The 18,494-nt window shown below is 71.2% G+C and carries 13 protein-coding genes; 6 read left to right on the top strand and 7 right to left on the bottom strand.

The features are described from left to right. The first annotated feature begins 7 nt into the window (after nucleotides 1-7). From RS82_RS05050 to RS82_RS05035, 4 genes are all read left to right on the top strand, one after another. Complete coding sequence (locus RS82_RS05050) at nucleotides 8-625, top strand: PadR family transcriptional regulator (protein WP_045297409.1); 618 nt, start codon at nucleotides 8-10, stop codon at nucleotides 623-625. Then, entirely contained in the window at nucleotides 622-1,338 is a 717-nt protein-coding gene (locus RS82_RS05045) for an ABC transporter ATP-binding protein (protein WP_045297408.1), read from the top strand. Before RS82_RS05050 ends, RS82_RS05045 begins: the two co-directional genes overlap by 4 nt. Continuing rightward, entirely contained in the window at nucleotides 1,335-4,199 is a 2,865-nt protein-coding gene (locus RS82_RS05040; protein ID WP_045297407.1) for an FtsX-like permease family protein, read from the top strand. Before RS82_RS05045 ends, RS82_RS05040 begins: the two co-directional genes overlap by 4 nt. A gap of 141 nt (nucleotides 4,200-4,340) precedes the next feature. Then, nucleotides 4,341-6,152: a DEAD/DEAH box helicase gene (locus RS82_RS05035; RefSeq protein ID WP_045297547.1), complete on the top strand. Its 1,812-nt coding sequence runs from the start codon at nucleotides 4,341-4,343 to the stop codon at nucleotides 6,150-6,152. A gap of 99 nt (nucleotides 6,153-6,251) precedes the next feature. On the opposite strand, the gene RS82_RS05030 is transcribed toward RS82_RS05035, so the two are convergent. Next, entirely contained in the window at nucleotides 6,252-7,955 is a 1,704-nt protein-coding gene (locus RS82_RS05030) for a SulP family inorganic anion transporter (protein ID WP_045297405.1), read from the bottom strand. Nucleotides 7,956-8,160: 205 nt separating this feature from the next. On the opposite strand from RS82_RS05030, the gene RS82_RS05025 reads away from it, so the two are divergent. Then, on the top strand, nucleotides 8,161-9,534 hold the full coding sequence (locus tag RS82_RS05025; protein ID WP_045297403.1) for a hypothetical protein: 1,374 nt from the start codon (nucleotides 8,161-8,163) through the stop codon (nucleotides 9,532-9,534). A gap of 138 nt (nucleotides 9,535-9,672) precedes the next feature. On the opposite strand, the gene RS82_RS05020 is transcribed toward RS82_RS05025, so the two are convergent. The 6 genes from RS82_RS05020 to mtrA form a co-directional block, all read right to left on the bottom strand. Beyond that, nucleotides 9,673-10,884, bottom strand: coding sequence for an amidohydrolase family protein (locus tag RS82_RS05020; protein ID WP_045297402.1), 1,212 nt, complete (start codon nucleotides 10,882-10,884; stop codon nucleotides 9,673-9,675). Between the two features lie 166 nt (nucleotides 10,885-11,050). Further along, a complete protein-coding gene (hpf, locus tag RS82_RS05015; RefSeq protein ID WP_045297400.1) occupies nucleotides 11,051-11,710 on the bottom strand; it encodes a ribosome hibernation-promoting factor, HPF/YfiA family in 660 nt (219 codons plus the stop codon). Nucleotides 11,711-11,832: 122 nt separating this feature from the next. Further along, entirely contained in the window at nucleotides 11,833-12,495 is a 663-nt protein-coding gene (locus tag RS82_RS05010) for a phosphoribosyltransferase family protein (protein ID WP_045297399.1), read from the bottom strand. Between the two features lie 92 nt (nucleotides 12,496-12,587). Continuing rightward, nucleotides 12,588-14,297 carry an LpqB family beta-propeller domain-containing protein gene (locus RS82_RS05005; RefSeq protein ID WP_045297398.1) on the bottom strand — a complete coding sequence of 570 codons (1,710 nt, stop codon included), beginning with the start codon at nucleotides 14,295-14,297 and terminating at the stop codon, nucleotides 12,588-12,590. After that, nucleotides 14,294-16,006 carry an MtrAB system histidine kinase MtrB gene (gene mtrB / locus RS82_RS05000; RefSeq protein ID WP_045297396.1) on the bottom strand — a complete coding sequence of 571 codons (1,713 nt, stop codon included), beginning with the start codon at nucleotides 16,004-16,006 and terminating at the stop codon, nucleotides 14,294-14,296. The genes RS82_RS05005 and mtrB overlap by 4 nt, the downstream gene beginning before the upstream one ends. Nucleotides 16,007-16,012: 6 nt before the next feature. Further along, nucleotides 16,013-16,693, bottom strand: a complete 681-nt coding sequence (gene mtrA / locus RS82_RS04995) for an MtrAB system response regulator MtrA (RefSeq protein WP_045297395.1) — start codon at nucleotides 16,691-16,693, stop codon at nucleotides 16,013-16,015. Nucleotides 16,694-16,936: 243 nt separating this feature from the next. Here mtrA and RS82_RS04990 point away from each other — a divergent pair. Next, the coding region (locus RS82_RS04990) for a DUF7847 domain-containing protein (RefSeq protein ID WP_169748672.1) at nucleotides 16,937-18,494 on the top strand (1,558 nt) is incomplete at its 3' end.

Genomic DNA, 18,494 nt, shown 5'->3' with positions numbered 1-18,494 from the left:
AGATCCCATGTCCGTTCGTCAGAGTCTGCTCGCGATCCTCGATCAGGGCCCGTGCTACGGCTATCAGCTGCGCGCCGAGTTCGACCGGCGCACAGGGTCGACCTGGCCGCTCAACGTGGGCCAGATCTACAACACGCTCGACCGCCTCGAACGCGACGGACTCGTCGAGAAGGGCGATGTGGACGAGCACGGTCACGTCTACTGGGAGATCACGGATGCCGGAGCCGCCGAGGTGCGCGACTGGCTGGCCTCGCCGGTGCAGCGTGCGCAGGGCACCCGCGACGAGCTCGCGATCAAGCTTGCGGTCGCCGCGACCCTGCCAGGCGTGGACGTGTCGGACATCATCCAGACGCAGCGTCGCTCGTCGCTCGCACAGCTGCAGGAGCTCAATCGGGCGAAATACGCCGGCGCGAGCCCCGACGGCCCGGAGGAGCTCGCGTGGTCGCTCGTCGTCGACTCCATGATCTTCTCGGCCGAAGCCGAGGTGCGCTGGCTCGACCACTCCGAGCAGCGCCTGGCGCTGCACCCGCATCACGCCATGGCGCTCGAACTCTCGACCGACAAGCCCAAGCGCGGGCGTCCGGCCAGAGCCGAGGCATCCGTCGCCTCCGAGAAGGCGCGATGACCGACACGGTGCTGCGTCTCATCGGTGTGACGCAGCAGTACGGCACCGGAGCGACGGCGGTCTCGGCGCTGTCGGGCGTCGACTTCGAGGTGAGCCAGGGCGAGCTGGTCGCGGTGATGGGTCCGTCGGGCTCGGGCAAGTCGACGCTGCTGTCGATCGCCGGTGGTCTCGCGATCCCGACCTCCGGCGAGGTGATCGTCGAGGGGCAGTACCTCAGCGAGCAGACGCCGGCGCAGCTCGCACGGCTCCGCCGACGCTCGCTCGGCTTCGTGTTCCAGGACTTCAACCTCATCCCGACGCTCACCGCGCTCGAGAACGTCACCCTGCCGCTCGAACTCGACGGCTTCCGATCCCGAGTGGCGCGACGCGCCGGACGCGATGCCCTCGCGTCGGTCGGCCTGGAAGACAAGGCCGGCTCGTACCCCGACGACCTGTCGGGCGGGCAGCAGCAGCGCGTCGCGATCGCCCGCGCCGTCGTCGGCGGGCGCCGGCTGATCCTCGCCGACGAGCCCACCGGCGCGCTGGACTCGGTGACGGGAGAGATGGTGCTGAAGATGCTGCGCGCGCGGGTGGATGCCGGAGCCGCCGGCATCCTCGTCACGCACGAGGCCCGCCACGCCGCCTTCGCCGACCGCATCGTGTTCCTGCGCGACGGCCGCATCGTCGACGAGTCCCGGCGCGCGGGCGCGGACTCGCTGCTGGCGGCGCGATGACCAGCACCCTCGAGCGGACGGTCGACGCGTCCGCTCCCCCGGCCCCGCACGGCCCCGGTCCGGTCTCGCGGGCTGCCCGCTGGCGGGTCGCCGTCCGGATGGCGCAGCGGCAGCTGCGACGCGCGTGGGTGTCGAGCGTGCTCGTCACGACGCTGGTGGCGCTTCCCATCGCGGGGATGACCGGATTCCTCATCTTCACCGCGAGCGCCATCGCGAGCCCTGAGGAGCGCACGGCCGCGGAGCTCGGCGACATGGAGGCGTGGATCGCGCCGTCCGGCGTCCCCGGCGCGGGGTTCTGGCAGGTGCCGACAGAACCGGAGTGGAACGGGTACCCGATCGACGCGGACGGGGTCATGACGATGCCGGACGGCGAGCCGCTGGACGATCCGACCGGTCTGCTGGCCGCCGGCACCGAGGTCCTCCCCGTCTCGAGAGGCATGGTCTCGGTCGCCACCGATGACGGCGCGGCCGTGCTCCCGGCGTGGGCCGGGACGACATGGGATCCGCGCTTCGCGGAGGCGTTCGTCCTGGTGGCGGGCGATCGCCCGGCCAAGGCTCGCGATGCGATGGTCACGCCCGCCGCGCTGGAACGGCTCGGGCTCGAGCTCGGCGACACGCTCCGGCTGTCGGACGGCCCGGCCTTCACGGTGACCGGCACTCTCGACGCCGCAGCCATCGCCGACGGCGTCGCGGCGGTGTTCCTTCCCGAGCACGCACGCAGAGCCGTCGGGGGCACCCAGAAGTGGTATCTCCCGGAGCTCGAGCTCTCGTGGGCCGACGTGCAGCGGCTCAACGACGAAGGCGGTGTCGTCGCCTATTCGCGCACCGTGGCGTTCGACCCGCCGGAGTTCTCGAACCGCTACTACTCGTCGGCCTCGACCGAGCGGTGGGCGAAGATGTGGCCGCTCGTGCTCATGCTGTCGGTTGCGGCGCTGTTCGCCGGCTATGTGGTGGTGATGCTCGCCGGTGCCGCCTTCGCCGTCGCGGCGCGCCGTCAGCAGCGAGCGCTCGCGGTCGCCGCGAGCGTGGGGGCGAATCGCCGGGATCTCTCGCGGGTGGTGCTGCTGCAGGGGACCGCACTCGGCCTCGTGGGCGGCGCCATCGGAATCGCCGGAGGGATCGGCATCGCGGCCCTCGTGATCGCTCTGGGTTCCGGCGCCGGCACGACGATGTTCTGGGGCTTCCACGTGCCGTGGGAGCTCATCGCCGCGGTGCTCGTCTTCGCGGTGATCGTCGGCACCGTGTCGGCATGGATGCCGGCCCGCGCGGTCGGTCGCACAGATGCGCTCCGCGCGCTGCGCGGCGCGCGCCGCCCGCAGAGACCCGTCGTCGCGCGCCCCATCTGGGGGTCGGTGCTGATCGTGACCGGGGTCGCGATCACCCTGCTGTGCGCGTTCGCGGTCGCCGCCATCAACGCCACCGACTTCTTCGGCTACGACTCGCTCATGCGCTATGTGCCCGCTTACGGGATCGTTGTCGGGCCGATCGTCGCGCAGTTCGGCATCCTGCTCTCGGGACGGTGGCTCCTCTGGACCGCCTCGCGCGGGCTCTCTCACGCCGGCATGGCGGCGAGGCTCGCCTCGAGGGATGCCGCAGCCAACGCCTCACGGACGGTTCCGGCGTTCGCCGCGATCGCCGCGACGGTGTTCATCGGAGTCTTCGCGCTCGCCCAGTCCTCGATGCAGACGGCCCAGACCGCCCGGCTGTGGTACTACGACGCACCGCCCGGGAGCATCGCCGTCCCGATCTGGCCCGGCTCGTCTTCTCCCGGCGTGCACGATCCCGAAGACGCCGAGGCCGGCACCACCGCCGCCCTCCAGATCGCGCACGACGCGGGCGCAGACCGGGCGGCGGTCGTGTCCCGCCAGCTGAACACCGTGTGGGAGTACCCGTCCGCCGAGGAGGTGCCCGATGACGTGACCTTCACGATCGCGCTTCTCGGCGAACAGCACCTGCTCGACCCCGAGGCGCAGGACTACTCCTCGTCGTTCGGCCAGGACCCGAGCAATCCGATCTCCGTCGTGGCCGCCGAGGACGTGAGGGTCGTGATGGGTCTGGAGCTGCCGGCATCCGCCCTCGCCGCGTACCGCGACGGTGCCGCACTCGTCGCCGACGGTCGGTTCGTCTCGGGCGGAGCGATCGACGTCGCGACGTTCGCGGGCGCCGACGTCTACGAGGGGCGCACCCCCGACAACATCTGGGAGCGTCGGTCCAGCTCTCCCCCGCCGGCCGATCCGGTGCGCGTCGCGCGGATGGACGCGATCGTCGTCGATGCCCCGCTGCAGCCGGTGGCGATCGCCGTCGCCCCGAGCACCGCAGAGCGTCTGGGCATGGTGCTCGTGCCGGAACGGGTGGTTGCGACGACTCCGGCACCGCTGGCATGGGCCGAGCGGGACCGCATGCAGGCGCAGGCGGAGCTCCTGAGCGGGGCCGCTTTCACGCTCGCTCCGGGCGTCGAGGAAGGGCCCCCGAGCGATGCGGCATGGATGGTGCCGCTCCTGGCCGCGGTGGCCGTTCTCGTACTCGGAGCGAGCGCGGTCGCCCTGGGCCTTGCCCGCTTCGAGCGCCGCCCCGACGACGCGACCATCGCCGCCGTCGGCGGCACGAGGTCGCTCCGACGCGGAATCGGCTTCTGGCAGGGGCTCATCATCGCCGGCCTCGGCGCCCTCGCCGGGGCGGCCGTCGGCGTGCTTGCGCCGATCGGCTTCTCGATCCAGTCGGAGGGCGCGCTGCAGATCTCGGACATCCCGTGGTGGCTGATCGCCGCGGTGGTCGTGGCGCTTCCTCTTGCGATCGCGGTGACCAACTGGCTGGCGCCGCCGCGGCGCCCCGAACTCACACGTCGCACCGCGATCACCTGACCTGCCTCTCGTCGTGCGACGGCACCCGGACGAGCGCAGAGAAGCGGCATCCTGTCGCCTCACAGGCGCACCCCGCTACGCTTAACTGTGCACACGAACGCCGACCAGATCGAAGCCGAGGCTCAGACCGAGCCCGCAGCGATGACTTTCTCCGACCTCGGGCTCAGCCAGCCCGTCCTCAAGGCGCTGAAGGACATCGGCTACGAGACCCCGTCGGCGATCCAGGCGGCCACCATCCCGACGCTGCTCGGCGGCCGTGACGTCGTGGGCATGGCGCAGACCGGAACCGGCAAGACCGCCGCGTTCGCGCTGCCGATCATCGACCGGCTCGACCTTTCGCAGAAGACCCCGCAGGCCCTCGTGCTGGCTCCGACGCGCGAGCTCGCCCTGCAGGTGTGCGAGGCGTTCGAGAAGTACGCGGGCCACCTGAAGGACGTGCACGTCCTTCCCGTCTACGGCGGACAGGGCTACGGCGTGCAGCTGTCGGCCCTCCGACGCGGCGTGCACATCGTCGTCGGAACCCCCGGCCGCATCATCGACCACCTCGAGAAGGGCACGCTCGATCTCTCGGGGCTGCAGTACCTCGTGCTCGACGAGGCCGACGAGATGCTCAAGATGGGCTTCGCCGAAGACGTCGAGACCATCCTCGCCGAGACGCCCGACACCAAGCAGGTCGCGCTGTTCTCGGCCACCATGCCGGCCACGATCCGCCGGATGTCCCAGCAGTACCTGCACGACCCCGAAGAGATCACGGTCAAGTCGAAGACGCAGACCTCGGCCAACATCTCGCAGCGCTATCTCATCACCGCATGGCAGCAGAAGATGGACGCGCTCACCCGCATCCTCGAGGTCGAGAACTTCGACGGCATGATCGTGTTCGGCCGCACCCGCTCGATCACCGAGGAGATCGCCGAGAAGCTCCGCGCCCGCGGCTACTCCGCCGCCGCGATCAACGGCGACATCGCCCAGCCGCAGCGCGAGAAGACGGTCAACCAGCTGAAGTCGGGCAAGCTCGACATCCTCGTGGCGACCGACGTCGCCGCGCGAGGTCTCGACGTCGAGCGCGTCTCGCACGTCGTCAACTACGACATCCCGACGGATGCCGAGTCCTACGTCCACCGCATCGGCCGCACCGGTCGCGCGGGGCGTTCGGGCGACGCCATCAGCTTCGTGACGCCCCGCGAACGCGGTCTCGTCAAGATGATCGAGCGCGCCACCCGCCAGGAGCTCACCGAGATCCCGCTGCCGAGCGTCGACGAGGTCAACGTGACCCGCCTGTCGCGCTTCGACGACCGCATCACCGCGGCCCTCGGCGAAGCCGAGCGCATCGAAGCCTTCCGCGACATCGTGGCCCACTACGTGCGCAACCACGACGTGCCCGAGGCGGATGTGGCGGCGGCCCTCGCCGTCGTCGCGCAGGGCGACACCCCTCTCCTCCTGGAGGCCGACCCCGAGCCGGCTCCGCGGCGCGAGCGCACGGAGCGGACCGACCGCGGCGATCGCCCCGCCTTCGGCGATCGTCCCGAGCGCGGCGAGCGCCGCACGCCCCGCGAGGGCTTCGCCACCTACCGCATCAACGTGGGCAAGCGTCAGCGCGTCGAGCCGCGTCAGATCGTCGGTGCGCTCGCGAACGAGGGGGGCCTCCGTCGCGACGACTTCGGCGCGATCAAGATCATGCCTGACTTCTCGCTCGTCGAGCTGCCGGCGAACCTCCCCGCCGGCGCGCTGGACCGCCTCGCCGACACGCGCATCTCGGGTCAGCTCATCGAGCTGCGTCCCGACAGCGGGCGTCCGCAGCGACGCAAGGACGCCACGGGCGGGTCGTACCGCGACAACCGCGGCTACGGCGACCGTTCGGAGAGCCGCGGCTCGTACCGCGACTCGGGTTCACGCGGCTCCTACGGCGACGACCGTCCGGCGCGCAAGCCCCGGCACAAGCGCAGCGACGGCTGACCCGGCCGCGCCGCCGGGGTCGCAGCCGGGCCCACGCGCCCGGAGGCTCCGCGCGGCGCGCCGGCCCCGGGTGGTGGCGTGGGGGCCCGTCCCCGCGGTTCAGGAGGGTGAGCCGGACGTGCCCTGCTGCGCGGGGAAGGCCCGCACCGCATCCTCGAGGTCGTTGTAGATGCGGTCGGCGGGGATCCGCTTCGCCATGCCGTAAGCCGTGAACTCGTCCAGGACCGCGGTCTCGGGACGCGCGAGCACGAGTCGGACGCCGCGGGCATCGAGCCAATCCACGAGGCCCGAGAACGCCACCCCGGCGGAATAGTCGATGTCGGAGATGCCGGCGCAGTCGAGCACCAGCCACTTCACCGGGTCGGGCGCGTTCTGCACGACCTGCTGCACGTCGTCGACGAACCGCGACGCGTTCGCGTAGAAGAGGTCGGCGTCATATCGGAACACCACGAGTCCCGGCGCCGTCTGCTCGCCGGCGGCCGCGGTCGTGTACTCGTACCCTTGCTTGCCGCGCACGCCGAGCACGAAGTCGCGCGGGCGGTACTGCCGGCGCACGACGTCGAGCAGCGACAGCGCGAGCGCGAGGATCACACCCGCACCGACGCCGACGATGAACACGGTGAGGGCCGTCGCGAGCGCGATGAAGAACTCGCCCCGGCGCACGCGCGACACGCGCCTGAGGCCGCGGATGTCGATGAGCTCGAGGCCGATCACGAAGACCACGCCGCCGAGCACCGCCTTCGGGAGGTCGGTGAGCAGGTTCGTGAGGAACAGCAGCACTATGAGCGTCACCGCCACGACCGTGAGGTTGGCGACCTGCGTGCGCCCCTTCTGCCCGTCGAGGATCTGCGTCTTGGTGGGCGACCCGTTCACGACGAACGTGCCGCTGAAGCCCGCGGCGAGATTGGATGCGGCGAGCCCGACGATGTCGCGATTCACATCCGCGCGGTCCCCGTGCTTGGCCGCGAAGCTGCGCGAGGTCGCCGCGCTCTGGGCGATGATGATGATGAAGCAGGCGAACGCGGTCGAGAGCACCGCGGGCACATCGCCCCATGACACTCCGGACGGGAAGCCGATCGGCGGGAAACCACCCTGGATCGCGCCGATGACCTCGACGCCGTAGCTCGATGCGTTCGTGAACGTGGCGAGGATCAGGAGGCCCACCACCGCGATGATCGCGCCGGGCACCTTCGGCAGGAAGATCTTGAAGGCGAAGATGATGCCGATGGTCGCCGCCCCGTAGGCGAGCGTCGGCCACGACAGCCGGCCGAGTTCGCTGATCCACGCCCACTGCTGCTGGAACCAGTCGCCCGATCCCTTCGGCACGCCGAGGATGTCGGGGATCTGGCTCGTCGCGACCTGGATGCCGACGCCGGTGAGGAAGCCGATGAGCACCGAGGCCGACAGGAAGTCGCCGATGAAGCCCAGCCGCAGCACCCGGGCGAGGATGAGCAGCAGGCCGCAGACGAGTGCCGTCAACCCGCATAGCGCCACCCATTGGGGTGAGCCCGGATCGAGTCCGGCGATGCCGGCGGTCAGCAGGCCTCCCGCCATGATCGCCGCCGTCGCGGAATCGCCCCCGACCACGAGCAGCTTCGACGACCCCAGCAGGGCGAACGCGAGCAGCGGCAGCAGGATCGTGTACAGACCGGTGACGATCGGGGTCTGCGCGATGGAGGTGTACCCCATGACCTCAGGGATCGCGACGGCGGCGAGCGTCACGCCCGCGATGACGTCGCGGGAGAGCCACGACATCTTGTAGCCGCGCAGCGAGACCGGAACGAGGAACGTGGGCAGGGCCATGTCGACTCCCTTGGGCGAGGATCGCGCCGGCCCCTTCGCGTCGGCGAGAGGTGCCGCGAGGGCCCCAGGCACCCGGTCACGCGACGTGTGCGCTCATTCTGGGGCACCGGGGCACGCGTGCGCGAGAGCCACGCTCTGCGCGAACAATCCACGGTGGCGCCCGCTCGCCTCAGCCTGCTCCCAGCGGCCCCCGTAGGATCGATTCATGGCCGGATTCTGGGGCAGACGCAAGCGCGAGCAGGAAGAACTGAACACGCAGGACGCCGACCTGGCGCGTCGCGCGCAGCAGGCGCTGGTGGCGGCCGACGAGCGCATCCGACTCACGACCGACGAGCTGGCGTTCGCCGACGCCGAGCTGGGCCCCGGCCCCACCAACGAGCTGCGCGAAGCGCTCGCGTCGGTGCGGACGCACCTGCAGGAGGCCTTCCACCTCCACCAGCTCAACCACGACGAGATTCCCGACACCCCCGAGGAGCTGCGGACCCGGAACGCCCGCATCGTGCAGCTGTGCGAGTGGGCCGAAGACCTCCTCGACGACCGCACCGAGGCCCTCGCGGCGCCGATCGAGCGCGCGCGGCGCGCTCCCGAGATCATCGCGAAGGTGCGGGCGGATGCCGCGCGCCTACGCCTGCGCCTGCCCGACGCCCGCTCCACCGTCGACCGGCTGGCCATCCGTTACTCGTCGCACGCGCTGTCGCAGATCGAGGCGAACCCGGCTGAGGCGGAGCAGCTCCTGGGCTTCGCTGAGCACAGCGCCGGCGTCGCCGAGCGCCGCCGCGAGGCGGGCCAGCGCGAGCAGGCGAACATGGCGCTCGAGGCCTCGACCGAGTCCGTGCGCCGCGCCGAGACGCTGATCGACGCCGTCGAGACGTTCGAGGTCGAGGCGCTGCGCGCCGAGTCGACGCTCGCCGCGATCGTCGAGGACTCCCGCGGCGACCTCGTCGTCGCTCTCAAGGAGCCGCACTCCCCCGCGGTGCAGACCGCGATCGAGGAGCTGCAGGCGGCCTTGGCGGCTCTTCCCGCGGCCGGCGTGAACACCGACCCCTTCGAGCAGCTCTCTCGACTGCGCGAGGCGAACGCGGGACTGGATGCCGCGATCGCGGCCGCGCGCGATCGCGCGGCCCGACCCATCCCGCCCCTCGAGCACGTGTGCCACGCCATCGACGACGCCGACCGCCAGCTCGCCGTCTCGCGCGACGTGATCGCCGGGCACCGCGGCTGGATCGGCGCCGACGCGCGCACGCGATTCGCCGAGGCCGAGCGCGTGCGCCTCGACCTCGACCGATACCTCGGCTCGTCGGCCGCCGCGGTCACCGCGATCGACGAGGACCACCGCGAGCAGGCGTTCGCGATGGCCCGCCGTGCCGCGTTCCTCGCGAGCGAGGCGCTGCAGCTGGCACAGCGCGACATCGACGCCGCCCGCCCGCAGCCCGACCAGTGGGGCGGGCCCGGATACGGTCAGCAGGGGTACGGACAGCCCGGCTGGGGCGGCGGTCGCCGCGGCGGCGGCTCGGACGTCATGGGCGGCATCCTCGGCGGCCTCGTGATCGGCAGCATCCTCGACGGCATCTTCGACTGACCGCGGCGCCACCGGTTCGGGTTCTGACCCAGGCCTGATTGCCGAAACACGGGCTGGTCACGACGACACGCCGGGGCGCAGCATCCGTTCCCGGCGTGTCGTTTCGCCGACCCGTGCTTCGGCAGAGGAATCGAGGTCTCAGACGGTGAGAACCTGGAGCGCGTCGGCCACAACCCGGCCGTCGTGGATCACCGTGCGATCGACACCGCGGTCCATGACCGCGCTCGTCGGCGTCTCGCCGTCCACGAGCACGAGGTCGGCACGGTCTCCGGCGGCGACGCCCGGCCGATCGCCGACGCCCGCGATGCGCGGCGACGCGTGACTCATGATCGAGGCTCCGCCCACCGTGGCGACGGCGAGCGCAAGCTCGATGTGGTCGTCGCGGCGGAAGCCGTTGACGAACGCGAGCTGCCACGTGCGGTCGAGCATGTCGCAGTTGCCGTACGGGCTCCAGTAGTCGCGCTGTCCGTCTTCACCGAGCCCGACGCGCACGCCGGCGTCGACGAGATCGACGAGTCGCAGATGCCCGCTGGTCGACGGCGCGACCGTGGCCATCGCGATGTCGAGCTCGGCGAACTCGTCGATGAGGCGGCGGCTCACGGACTCCGACACCGAGCCGAGATCGTACGCGTGCGACAAGGTGACCTTGCCCTGCATGCCCAGCGCGCGCGTGCGCTCCAGCACGAGCTCGGTGCTGAACACGCCCAGGGCGCCGGGCTCGTGCAGGTGGATGTCGATCTCGACCTGGTACTTCTCGGCGAGGCCGAACACGATGTCGAGGTGCCTGACCGGATCGCGGTCGAGCTGGCTCGGGTCGATCCCGCCCATCACGTCGGCGCCCTGCTTCAGCGATTCCTCGAGGTACTCGACCGTGCCCGCCTCGCGCAGGATGCCGGCCTGCGGGAACGTCATGATCTGCACGTCCGCGTGCTCGCGGAACCTCTCCTTCGCGGCGAGCACGGAGTCGAACTTCTCGAGCTTGCAGTCGACGTCGACCTGCGCGTAGGTGCGCACGCGCGTCGTGCCCTTCGCGATCATCTGCTCGAGGGTGCCCGCCACGATCGCGGCGTGCGGCACGTCGGTGTCACGCCAGTTGTCGCGATCGTTGAGCATCATGCCCCACACGCCGGGGGCACCCGTGTGAGGGCGGAACGGCAGCCCGATGCGCGAGGAGTCGAGGTGCACGTGCACGTCGCTGAACGACGGCAGCAGAAGCCGGCCGCGGCCGTCGACGTCGTCCGGGCCCGTCGGAGCGGACGCGTCGTGGGCGCGGATCTCGGCGATGCGGTCGCCCTCGATAACGATGTCGGCGGGCCCGGCGCCCCACGGGCGCGCGTTGCGGATGATCACGGGTGGTGCCTCTCGACGGATGAGCGGATGCCGCGGCCAGACCGGCGCGACCCGTCGATGGTATACCGAATACCATCGACGTTCGGCCGGGCCGCGGCATCCGTTCTCGTCCGCAGATGCACGAGGGGTGCGGCTGACGGAGCAGCCGCACCCCTCGGAGTATCTGTCAGGATGCCAGTTCGTCCGGCTGAGCCTGCGTGGTCAGCGAGATCACTCCGTAGTCCCAGCCCTTGCGGCGGTACACGACGCTGGGGTGGTCGGTGCGGGCGTCGATGAACAGGAAGAAGTCATGGCCGACCAGCTCCATGCGGTCGACGGCCTCCTCCACCGACATCCATTCGGGGTGGAATTCCTTCGTGCGGATGACGACGGGCGTGTAGCCCTCTTCCTCCTCATTGCCCGTGATGATCGGGATCTCGCCGGTGGCGACGGCGCGGAGCACGTCGACGGATGCGGGCTGCAGATCGATCCCCTGGAGCGCTCCGCTGCCCTTCTCGAACTTGGCGCCGCGGGGGTGGTTGCGCGCGTCGACGCGCTTGTCCTTCGCGCGGCGCAGCTGTTCGCACAGCTTGTCGACCGCGAGGTCGAGAGCGGTGAACTTGTCGCCGTCCGTCGCCTCGGCCCGGATGACGGGGCCTTTGCCGTTGACGGTGAGTTCGACGGTCTCATCCTCCATGCGACCGTTGTGATACGCACGGTGCGTGACCTTGACCTCCACGCGTTGAGCGCGGGGCGCGAGGTTCTCGATGCGGAGGGCCTTCTCCTCGACGACACCGCGGAAGCGATCTGTGATCCCCACTCCCACGCCGACGATGCTGGTTTCCATCCTTGACCTCCTTGTTCCGGTCCGCCCGGCCAAGGGCGGACCATCAGTCGCCTTGTCTCCCCCACGCTAGCCGGGCGTTCGGACTCTGTCACCTGTGAGTTTCGATTGCGTCGGGAAGCCGTTCACCGACCCGTGGGACGCCTTCGCGGAGTGGCCGCGACGGTGATCGCGGCCGCCACGTCGGCACCCTCCGCACGCAGTGCGCGGACCGCTTCGGCGAGGCTCGCACCGGTCGTCACGACGTCGTCGACGACCACGACCCGCCGCCCCGCGCCGCCCGTGGCCACGAGGCTCCGCGCGACGTTGCGCGCCCGGGCGTCGCGGTCGAGCCCGCGCTGGTCCGCGGTGCGCCGGGCGTACCGGAGCAGGCGGCTCGGCCGCCGGCCGATGCGGCGCACGAGCAGATCGGGCACTCGGTAGCCGCGCCGGCGATACGACTGTCGCGAGGTCGGCAGGGGCACCAGCACGGCGTCTCCGGCGCCCGCGTGGGCCAGCGCCGCCGCGAGGGCGGGAGCGAGCGCTTCGGCGAGGCTCGTGCGCCCTTCCTCCTTGATCGCGCGCAGGACCCGCGCCGCGACCCCCTCGAAGGCGAGGCCGCTCCACACCGCGACGACGCCGCCCGGAGCCTCGATGAACCGCGTTCGGGGGTCGGGAGCCAGGGCGAGCGCGCAGCGCTCGCACAGGGCGACGTCGGGCTCGTCGCACCCCGCGCACGAGACGGGAAGCAGCAGCGCCAGCGCATCGGCGCACGCCTCGCGCACAGCGACGAGGATCTCCGGTATCACCGCCTCAGCATCCCGGCGCGCGCGGTGGTCTCGGTGCCGGCATCCCGCATCGGTGGACGGCCATCGCGGTGGGCGGCCTGGGGAGGAACCTCCTACTGCGGCGCGCCCTGCTGGGTCGCGAGGACCCCGACGCCCGTCGCGGTGGGCTGCCAGCTGGTGCCGCGCTTGACGTAGAGCGTGCCGTCCTCGGCCCGAAGCCGCAGACTCGAGATGCCGCTTCCGCCCGCGATCGAGGCCATGCCCGAAGGCGCCGTCGAGGTGGAGGTCGGCGCGCCGACCACCTGCTCGATGACCGTCGAGTCGGCGTCGGCGCCGCTGGTCAGCACGCCGACCGAGACGTCGTCGATCCACGTGACTCCGATGCGCGTGACGCCGATCACCGCACCGCCCGCGACGGCGAGCTGCATCGGCTGCCCGAGGCGCACAGGCGCGATGTCGTCACGGATGACTCCGGCCACCGACACCACCGAGCGGCCGCCGGCGCTCACGAGCGCGGCCAGGCGCGTCCCGTCGCGCGACAGCGCCATGCCGGCGATGGCCGTCCCTTCGCCCCACGCCTCGGCGACCTCGATCACATCGCCGTTGGGCAGATAGGCCCGCAGCGCGGCCGGGTCGTCCTGAGGGACGCTCCACACGACTCCGTACGGGTCGATCACGGGATCGACCAATCCGGGCCGGGTGTCCAGCACCTCGGGCTCGGTCCCGGCCGAGTTCAGCCTCACCACCGCCCCTGAGGCGAGGCGCGCCGCGGCGAGATCGCGCTCGGCCCCGACCTGCACGCTCAGCGGCGACGCGGCTTCGACCGCAGCCGAGAGGCCGGGGATCTTGTCGATCTCATCGCCCGTGAGGAATCCGAACCCGGCCTCCGTCAGCACCAGGGGCGTGGCCGGCACGCGAGTGGAGCGCACCGCGACGGGCTGCGCGTCGATCGGGGCGGAGTCCACGGTCATCACGACCTCGGCCACGCCGGCGGCGCGCAGGCTCTCTTCGAGCTGCGTCAGCATGCGGTTGCGGGCTTCACTGCTCGCGGCCAGCATCGCTTCGCCTGTGAGCGCGACGTCGGACACGCCCTCGTCGGCGGTAGGCACGACTGTGACCGCTGACACTCCATCGGGGAACGCTGTCTCGACCGATTCGGCCAGCCACTCGCTCTTCGGCTTGTTGACCAGCGCCAGAGCGATGCTTCCCGCCGCCTTGGTGACCGGGAACCAGCGCACGTCGGGCACAAGATACTGCCAGGACGGGTCGAAGTACATGAGCGGGTAGCGGTGGAACACCTGCGGGAACTGGGCCTCGTCGAGCCAGACCCCGTCAGGCGCCTCGGTGATGCGCCACTCGCCATCGTCCTGCTGTGCGAGTTCGAACGTCCAGTTCCCGGGAGACAGGTCCGCCCGCTGGTAGGCGCCGCTGTCGTCGACCGTCCCTGCCACCTCCGAGGCGAAATCGACCAGGCCCTCGCCAGTTTCGACGTAGTCCCGCTCGGCTCGCTCGTCGACGATCACCCCCGCATCCGGATTCCATGTCTCGGCGAGCGAAGGTGCCAGGAACTCGCGGGCGACGGCCCAGTTGCCACGCACGCCGGGACCCGAACCGGCGTCGATGAAACCCTCGACGATCTGCTGCGGCGTGGCGCCCGGCTGCGGCCGGTTCGGGATGAACACCACGTTCTGCGAGCCGTTGCCGGTGTTGCCGTTCTCGAGCCCGTACTCCGGCGGGCCGCTCGTGGGAAAGCCGGCGCAGCCGGTGACGACGACCGCGCACAGCGCGAGGATGAGGGCCAGGATGCCGCGTACCCGGGTCATGCGGATCCTCCCCGGGTGCCGGCATCCGTGTCGCTCGCGCCGTCTCGGGGCAGCTCGATCGGCGCGGTGAGGCCGAGGTCGTCGAGGGCGGCGACCGCGTCATCGCCCGGATCGACCGGGATCGGCGACTCCCCCCCGAGCGGCATCGCCTGCCGCGGGAGGGTCAGGACGAAGTTCGTGCCCCGGCCGACCTCCGACCACACCGCCAGTTCGCCGCCGTGGAGCTTCGCGTCGCCCAGCGCGATCGACAGGCCGAGGCCGGTGCCGCCGATCGTGCGCTTGCGCGAGGGGTCCGCTCGCCAGAAACGGTCGAAGACGTGCTCGACGTCCTCGGGCTTCATCCCCATGCCGTAGTCGCGGACGCCGATGGCGACGGCCTGCTGGTTGCTGTCGACGCTGACGACGATAGGACGCCCCTCGCCGTGCTCGATCGCGTTGCCGAGCAGGTTGCGCACCACGCGCCGCACGCGGCGCGGGTCCATGTCCACGGGGGAATATCCCCCGGGAGCCACGAGGCGCACGTCCGTGCCGTGCTGTTCGGCGAGCTGCTGCATCGACCCGATCACGTCTTCGGCGAGGTGGGCCAGGCTCGTCGGCTCGAGTTCGAGCTGCACCGAGCCCGCGTCGTACCGGCTGATCTCGAGCAGGTCGGTGAGCAGGGTCTCGAAGCGCTGCACCTGCGCGTTCAGCAGCTCGGCCGCGCGCGCGGTGGCCGGATCGAAGTCCTCCCGCTGGTCGTTGATCATGTCGGCGGCGAGGCGGATCGTCGTCATCGGGGTGCGCAGCTCGTGCGACACGTCGGAGACGAAGCGCTGCTGCACCAGCGAAAGGTCGGCGAGCTCTTTGATCTGCGACTCCATGCTGTCGGCCATCGCGTTGAACGACCGGCCGAGGGTCGCCAGCTCGTCCTCGCCGCGCACCTCCAGGCGCACGTCGAGACGCCCTGCCGCGAGCTTCGCGCTCGTGTCGGCCGCCTCGCTGATCGGGGTGGTCACGGATCGCAGGACGAACCAGGCGATGCCGCTGATCAGGAGCACGAGGCCGATGCCGACGACCCACAGCGTCCGCTGAACGAAGGTGAGCGTCTCGGGCGCGTTCGCGAGGTCGTACGCGAGGTACAGCTCGTACGACGCGACGCGATCGATGGTGAGCTGCTGCCCGACCAGGATTCCCGGGACCGTCGTGTCGTCGCCGTCGGGAAGGGCCACCGGCTGCCAGATCTGCTGGTCGGGGTTGGTGCGCACGAGCGCCCGCATCGGCGTCGTGAGCAGCTCGTTCATCACCTCCTCGTTGGTGCTGAAGTCCTGCGGCGCGTTGGGCACGAGGGGCCCGATGCGGTAGGCGCCCACGATCACGGCGGACGACTGATCGCGCAGCGCCGTGAACGCCAGGGTCATGACGTTCTGCAACTGGATGGAGTCGTTCTGCACCGAGGCGTCGAGGGTCCGCTGCGCCGCGGCGCGCGCCTGCTCGGCGTCCATCAGCACCTGATCCTTGCGAGAGGCGAACAGGTCGTTCTGGATGGCGAGGGCCATCCACACGCAGGCGACCACGACGGCCAGCGCCGTGAGGCCGATCGTGACGAGGATCGTGCGGAACCGGAGGGAGCGCCGCCAGAGGCCCGCGATGTCCCCCGGCCAAGCCCGCCAGAGGCGCCACCACCGGACGCGGGCGCGCGCCGGCGTCACGGCCGTGATGGGCGCCGTCATGGCCGTCTAGACGACGGCGCCGGCGCGGTATCCGACACCGCGCACGGTCGTCACGATCTTGGGGTTGTCGGGGTCCTTCTCGACCTTGGCCCGCAACCGCTGCACGTGCACGTTCACCAGGCGCGTGTCGGCCTTGTAGTGGTAGCCCCACACCTGCTCGAGCAGCATCTCGCGCGAGAACACCTGCTGGGGCTTGGATGCCAGGGCGACGAGCAGCTCGAATTCGAGGGGGGTCAGGGCGATCGGCCCGTCGCCGCGGCGCACCTCGTGCGCGGCGACGTCGACGGTGAGATCGCCGATCCGCAGCGAGTCGTTCGCCGGCTGGCTCGCCGGGCGCAGCCGGGTGCGGATGCGGGCGACCAGCTCCTTCGGGTTGAACGGCTTGACGATGTAGTCGTCGGCGCCCGACTCGAGGCCCTTCACGACGTCGGCGGTGTCGGTGCGGGCGGTGAGCATGATGATCGGGATGCCGGACTCGGCGCGGATCCGGGTGCAGATCTCGATGCCGTCCATGCCGGGCAGCATCAGGTCGAGGAGGATGAGGTCTGGACGCTCGGTGCGCCACGCGTCGACGGCCTCGGCACCGTCCGCGCAGAAGACCGTCTCGAATCCCTCCGTGCGCAGCACGATCCCGATCATCTCGGCAAGGGCGGTGTCATCGTCGACCACCAGGATGCGTGAAGTCATCGCGCGCGTTCGTTCCTTCTGTCCAGGCGCAGAGGATGACGTGCGCGTCCCCATGCGCTTCCCACAGAGTAGTCGACCGGGGCTGTGGACCGGCCGAAGCTCGCCCGAACGGACACCGAGAGGCTCATCCACACGGCGGCTGCAGCATCCGTTCGATATGGAACGATAGGGGCAAGCGCCGTCCTGAGGGCGCGGCCGACGCGCCGCACACCCCGCGACGCGCCGCCGACCGAGAGGGGAATCGTGTCCGCATACCCGGCCTGGACGCCGGCGTCACGCCCCGGGATCATCCCGCTGCACCCGCTGTCGTTCGGCACGATCCTGGGCCGCTCGTTCTCGGCGCTGCGGCAGAACCCGCGCGTGCTGCTGGGCTTCGCGCTCGTCGTGCAGACGCTCGCCTACATCGTCGTCCTCGGCGGCGTGCTCGCCATCGGGTGGGCGTCGTTCTCGCGCCTCGACACGCTGCGGCCCGGCACCGAGGAGTACGACACCGTCATGGCGGGCTCGATCGCGCTCACCGCCGTCGCCGGCATCGTGCTCTCCCTCGCGGCGGGCGCGCTCAGCGTCATCGTGCAGGGCATCGTCGTCGTCGAGGTGACGCACGCCGCCGTCGCCGAGAAGCAGACCCTCGGCGCGCTCTGGCGTCAGGTCAAGCCGATCGCATGGCGCCTCATCGGCTACTCGCTGCTCGTCGTCCTGGCGATCGTCGCGGTCGTCGCTGTGGTCGTGCTCGGGATCATCGGCATCGCGATCGCGGCCCCGCCGGCGGCGATCCTGCTCACGATCCTCGTCATCCTCGCGGCCATCCCCCTCACGTGGTGGCTGATGATCAAGCTCCTGCTGGTGCCGGCCGCCATCATCGTCGAGCACGCCACGATCCTCCAGGCGCTGTCGCGTTCGTGGACCCTCACGCGCCGGCGCTTCTGGCCGGCCCTCGGCATCATCCTGGTGATCAGCGTCATCTTCGCCGCCGTCGCGCAGGTCGTGAGCCTGCCCATGAGCTTCCTCTCGATGGGGCTGACGACGATCATCGCGCCGACGGGCGATCCCGAGCCGACCGCCATCATCGGCTTCATCGCCGCGACGCTCCTCACGCAGGTGCTCACGCTGCTCCTGCAGTCGGTCGCCGTCGTCGTGCAGTCCACCGCGACCGCTCTCATCTACATCGACTGCCGCATGCGCCGCGAAGGGCTCGACCTCGACCTCCTCGCATACGTGGAGCGACGCGACGCCGGAGCCGGCGCCCTCGCCGACCCGTATCGCGAGCACATCGGGCGCGAGATCGCGCCGCGGGGCGTTCCCGGGGCATACCCGGTGCCCGGCTACACGCCGTACCCGGCCGGATATGCGACCCCGGCGTACCCAACGCCGGCCGGCGCGGTGTTCTCCACGACGCCGGCGCAGCCGGGCTACGGTCCGCCGGCGGGGTACGGTCCGCAGCCGGGCTACGGCGTGCCGCCCGGGTACGGAGCACCCGCCCAGCCGGGCTACGGCGTGCCGCCCGGGTACGGCGCGCCGGCCCAGCCTGCGTACGGAGCGCCGGCCCAGCCTGCGTACGGCGCGCCGGCCCAGCCTGCGTACGGAGCGCCGGCGCAGCCGGCGTACGGTGCCCCGGCACAGCCTGCCTACGGTGCGCCCGCGCAGCCGGCGTATGGTGCGCCCGCGCAACCCGCCTACGGTGCGCCCGCCGACCGCCCCGCGGCCCCGGCGCCCGATGTGCTCGCGATACGGGTCGGCGAGGGCGCCGGCTCCGGCGTCGCGTCGCTCCACGTATGCGAGGAGGTCGAGGTCGAGCCCTTCG

Origin of the sequence: Microbacterium trichothecenolyticum, assembly GCF_000956465.1 — a bacterium.
In the GTDB taxonomy this organism is placed as follows: domain Bacteria; phylum Actinomycetota; class Actinomycetes; order Actinomycetales; family Microbacteriaceae; genus Microbacterium; species Microbacterium trichothecenolyticum.
This window is presented reverse-complemented; position numbering and strand designations above follow the sequence as displayed.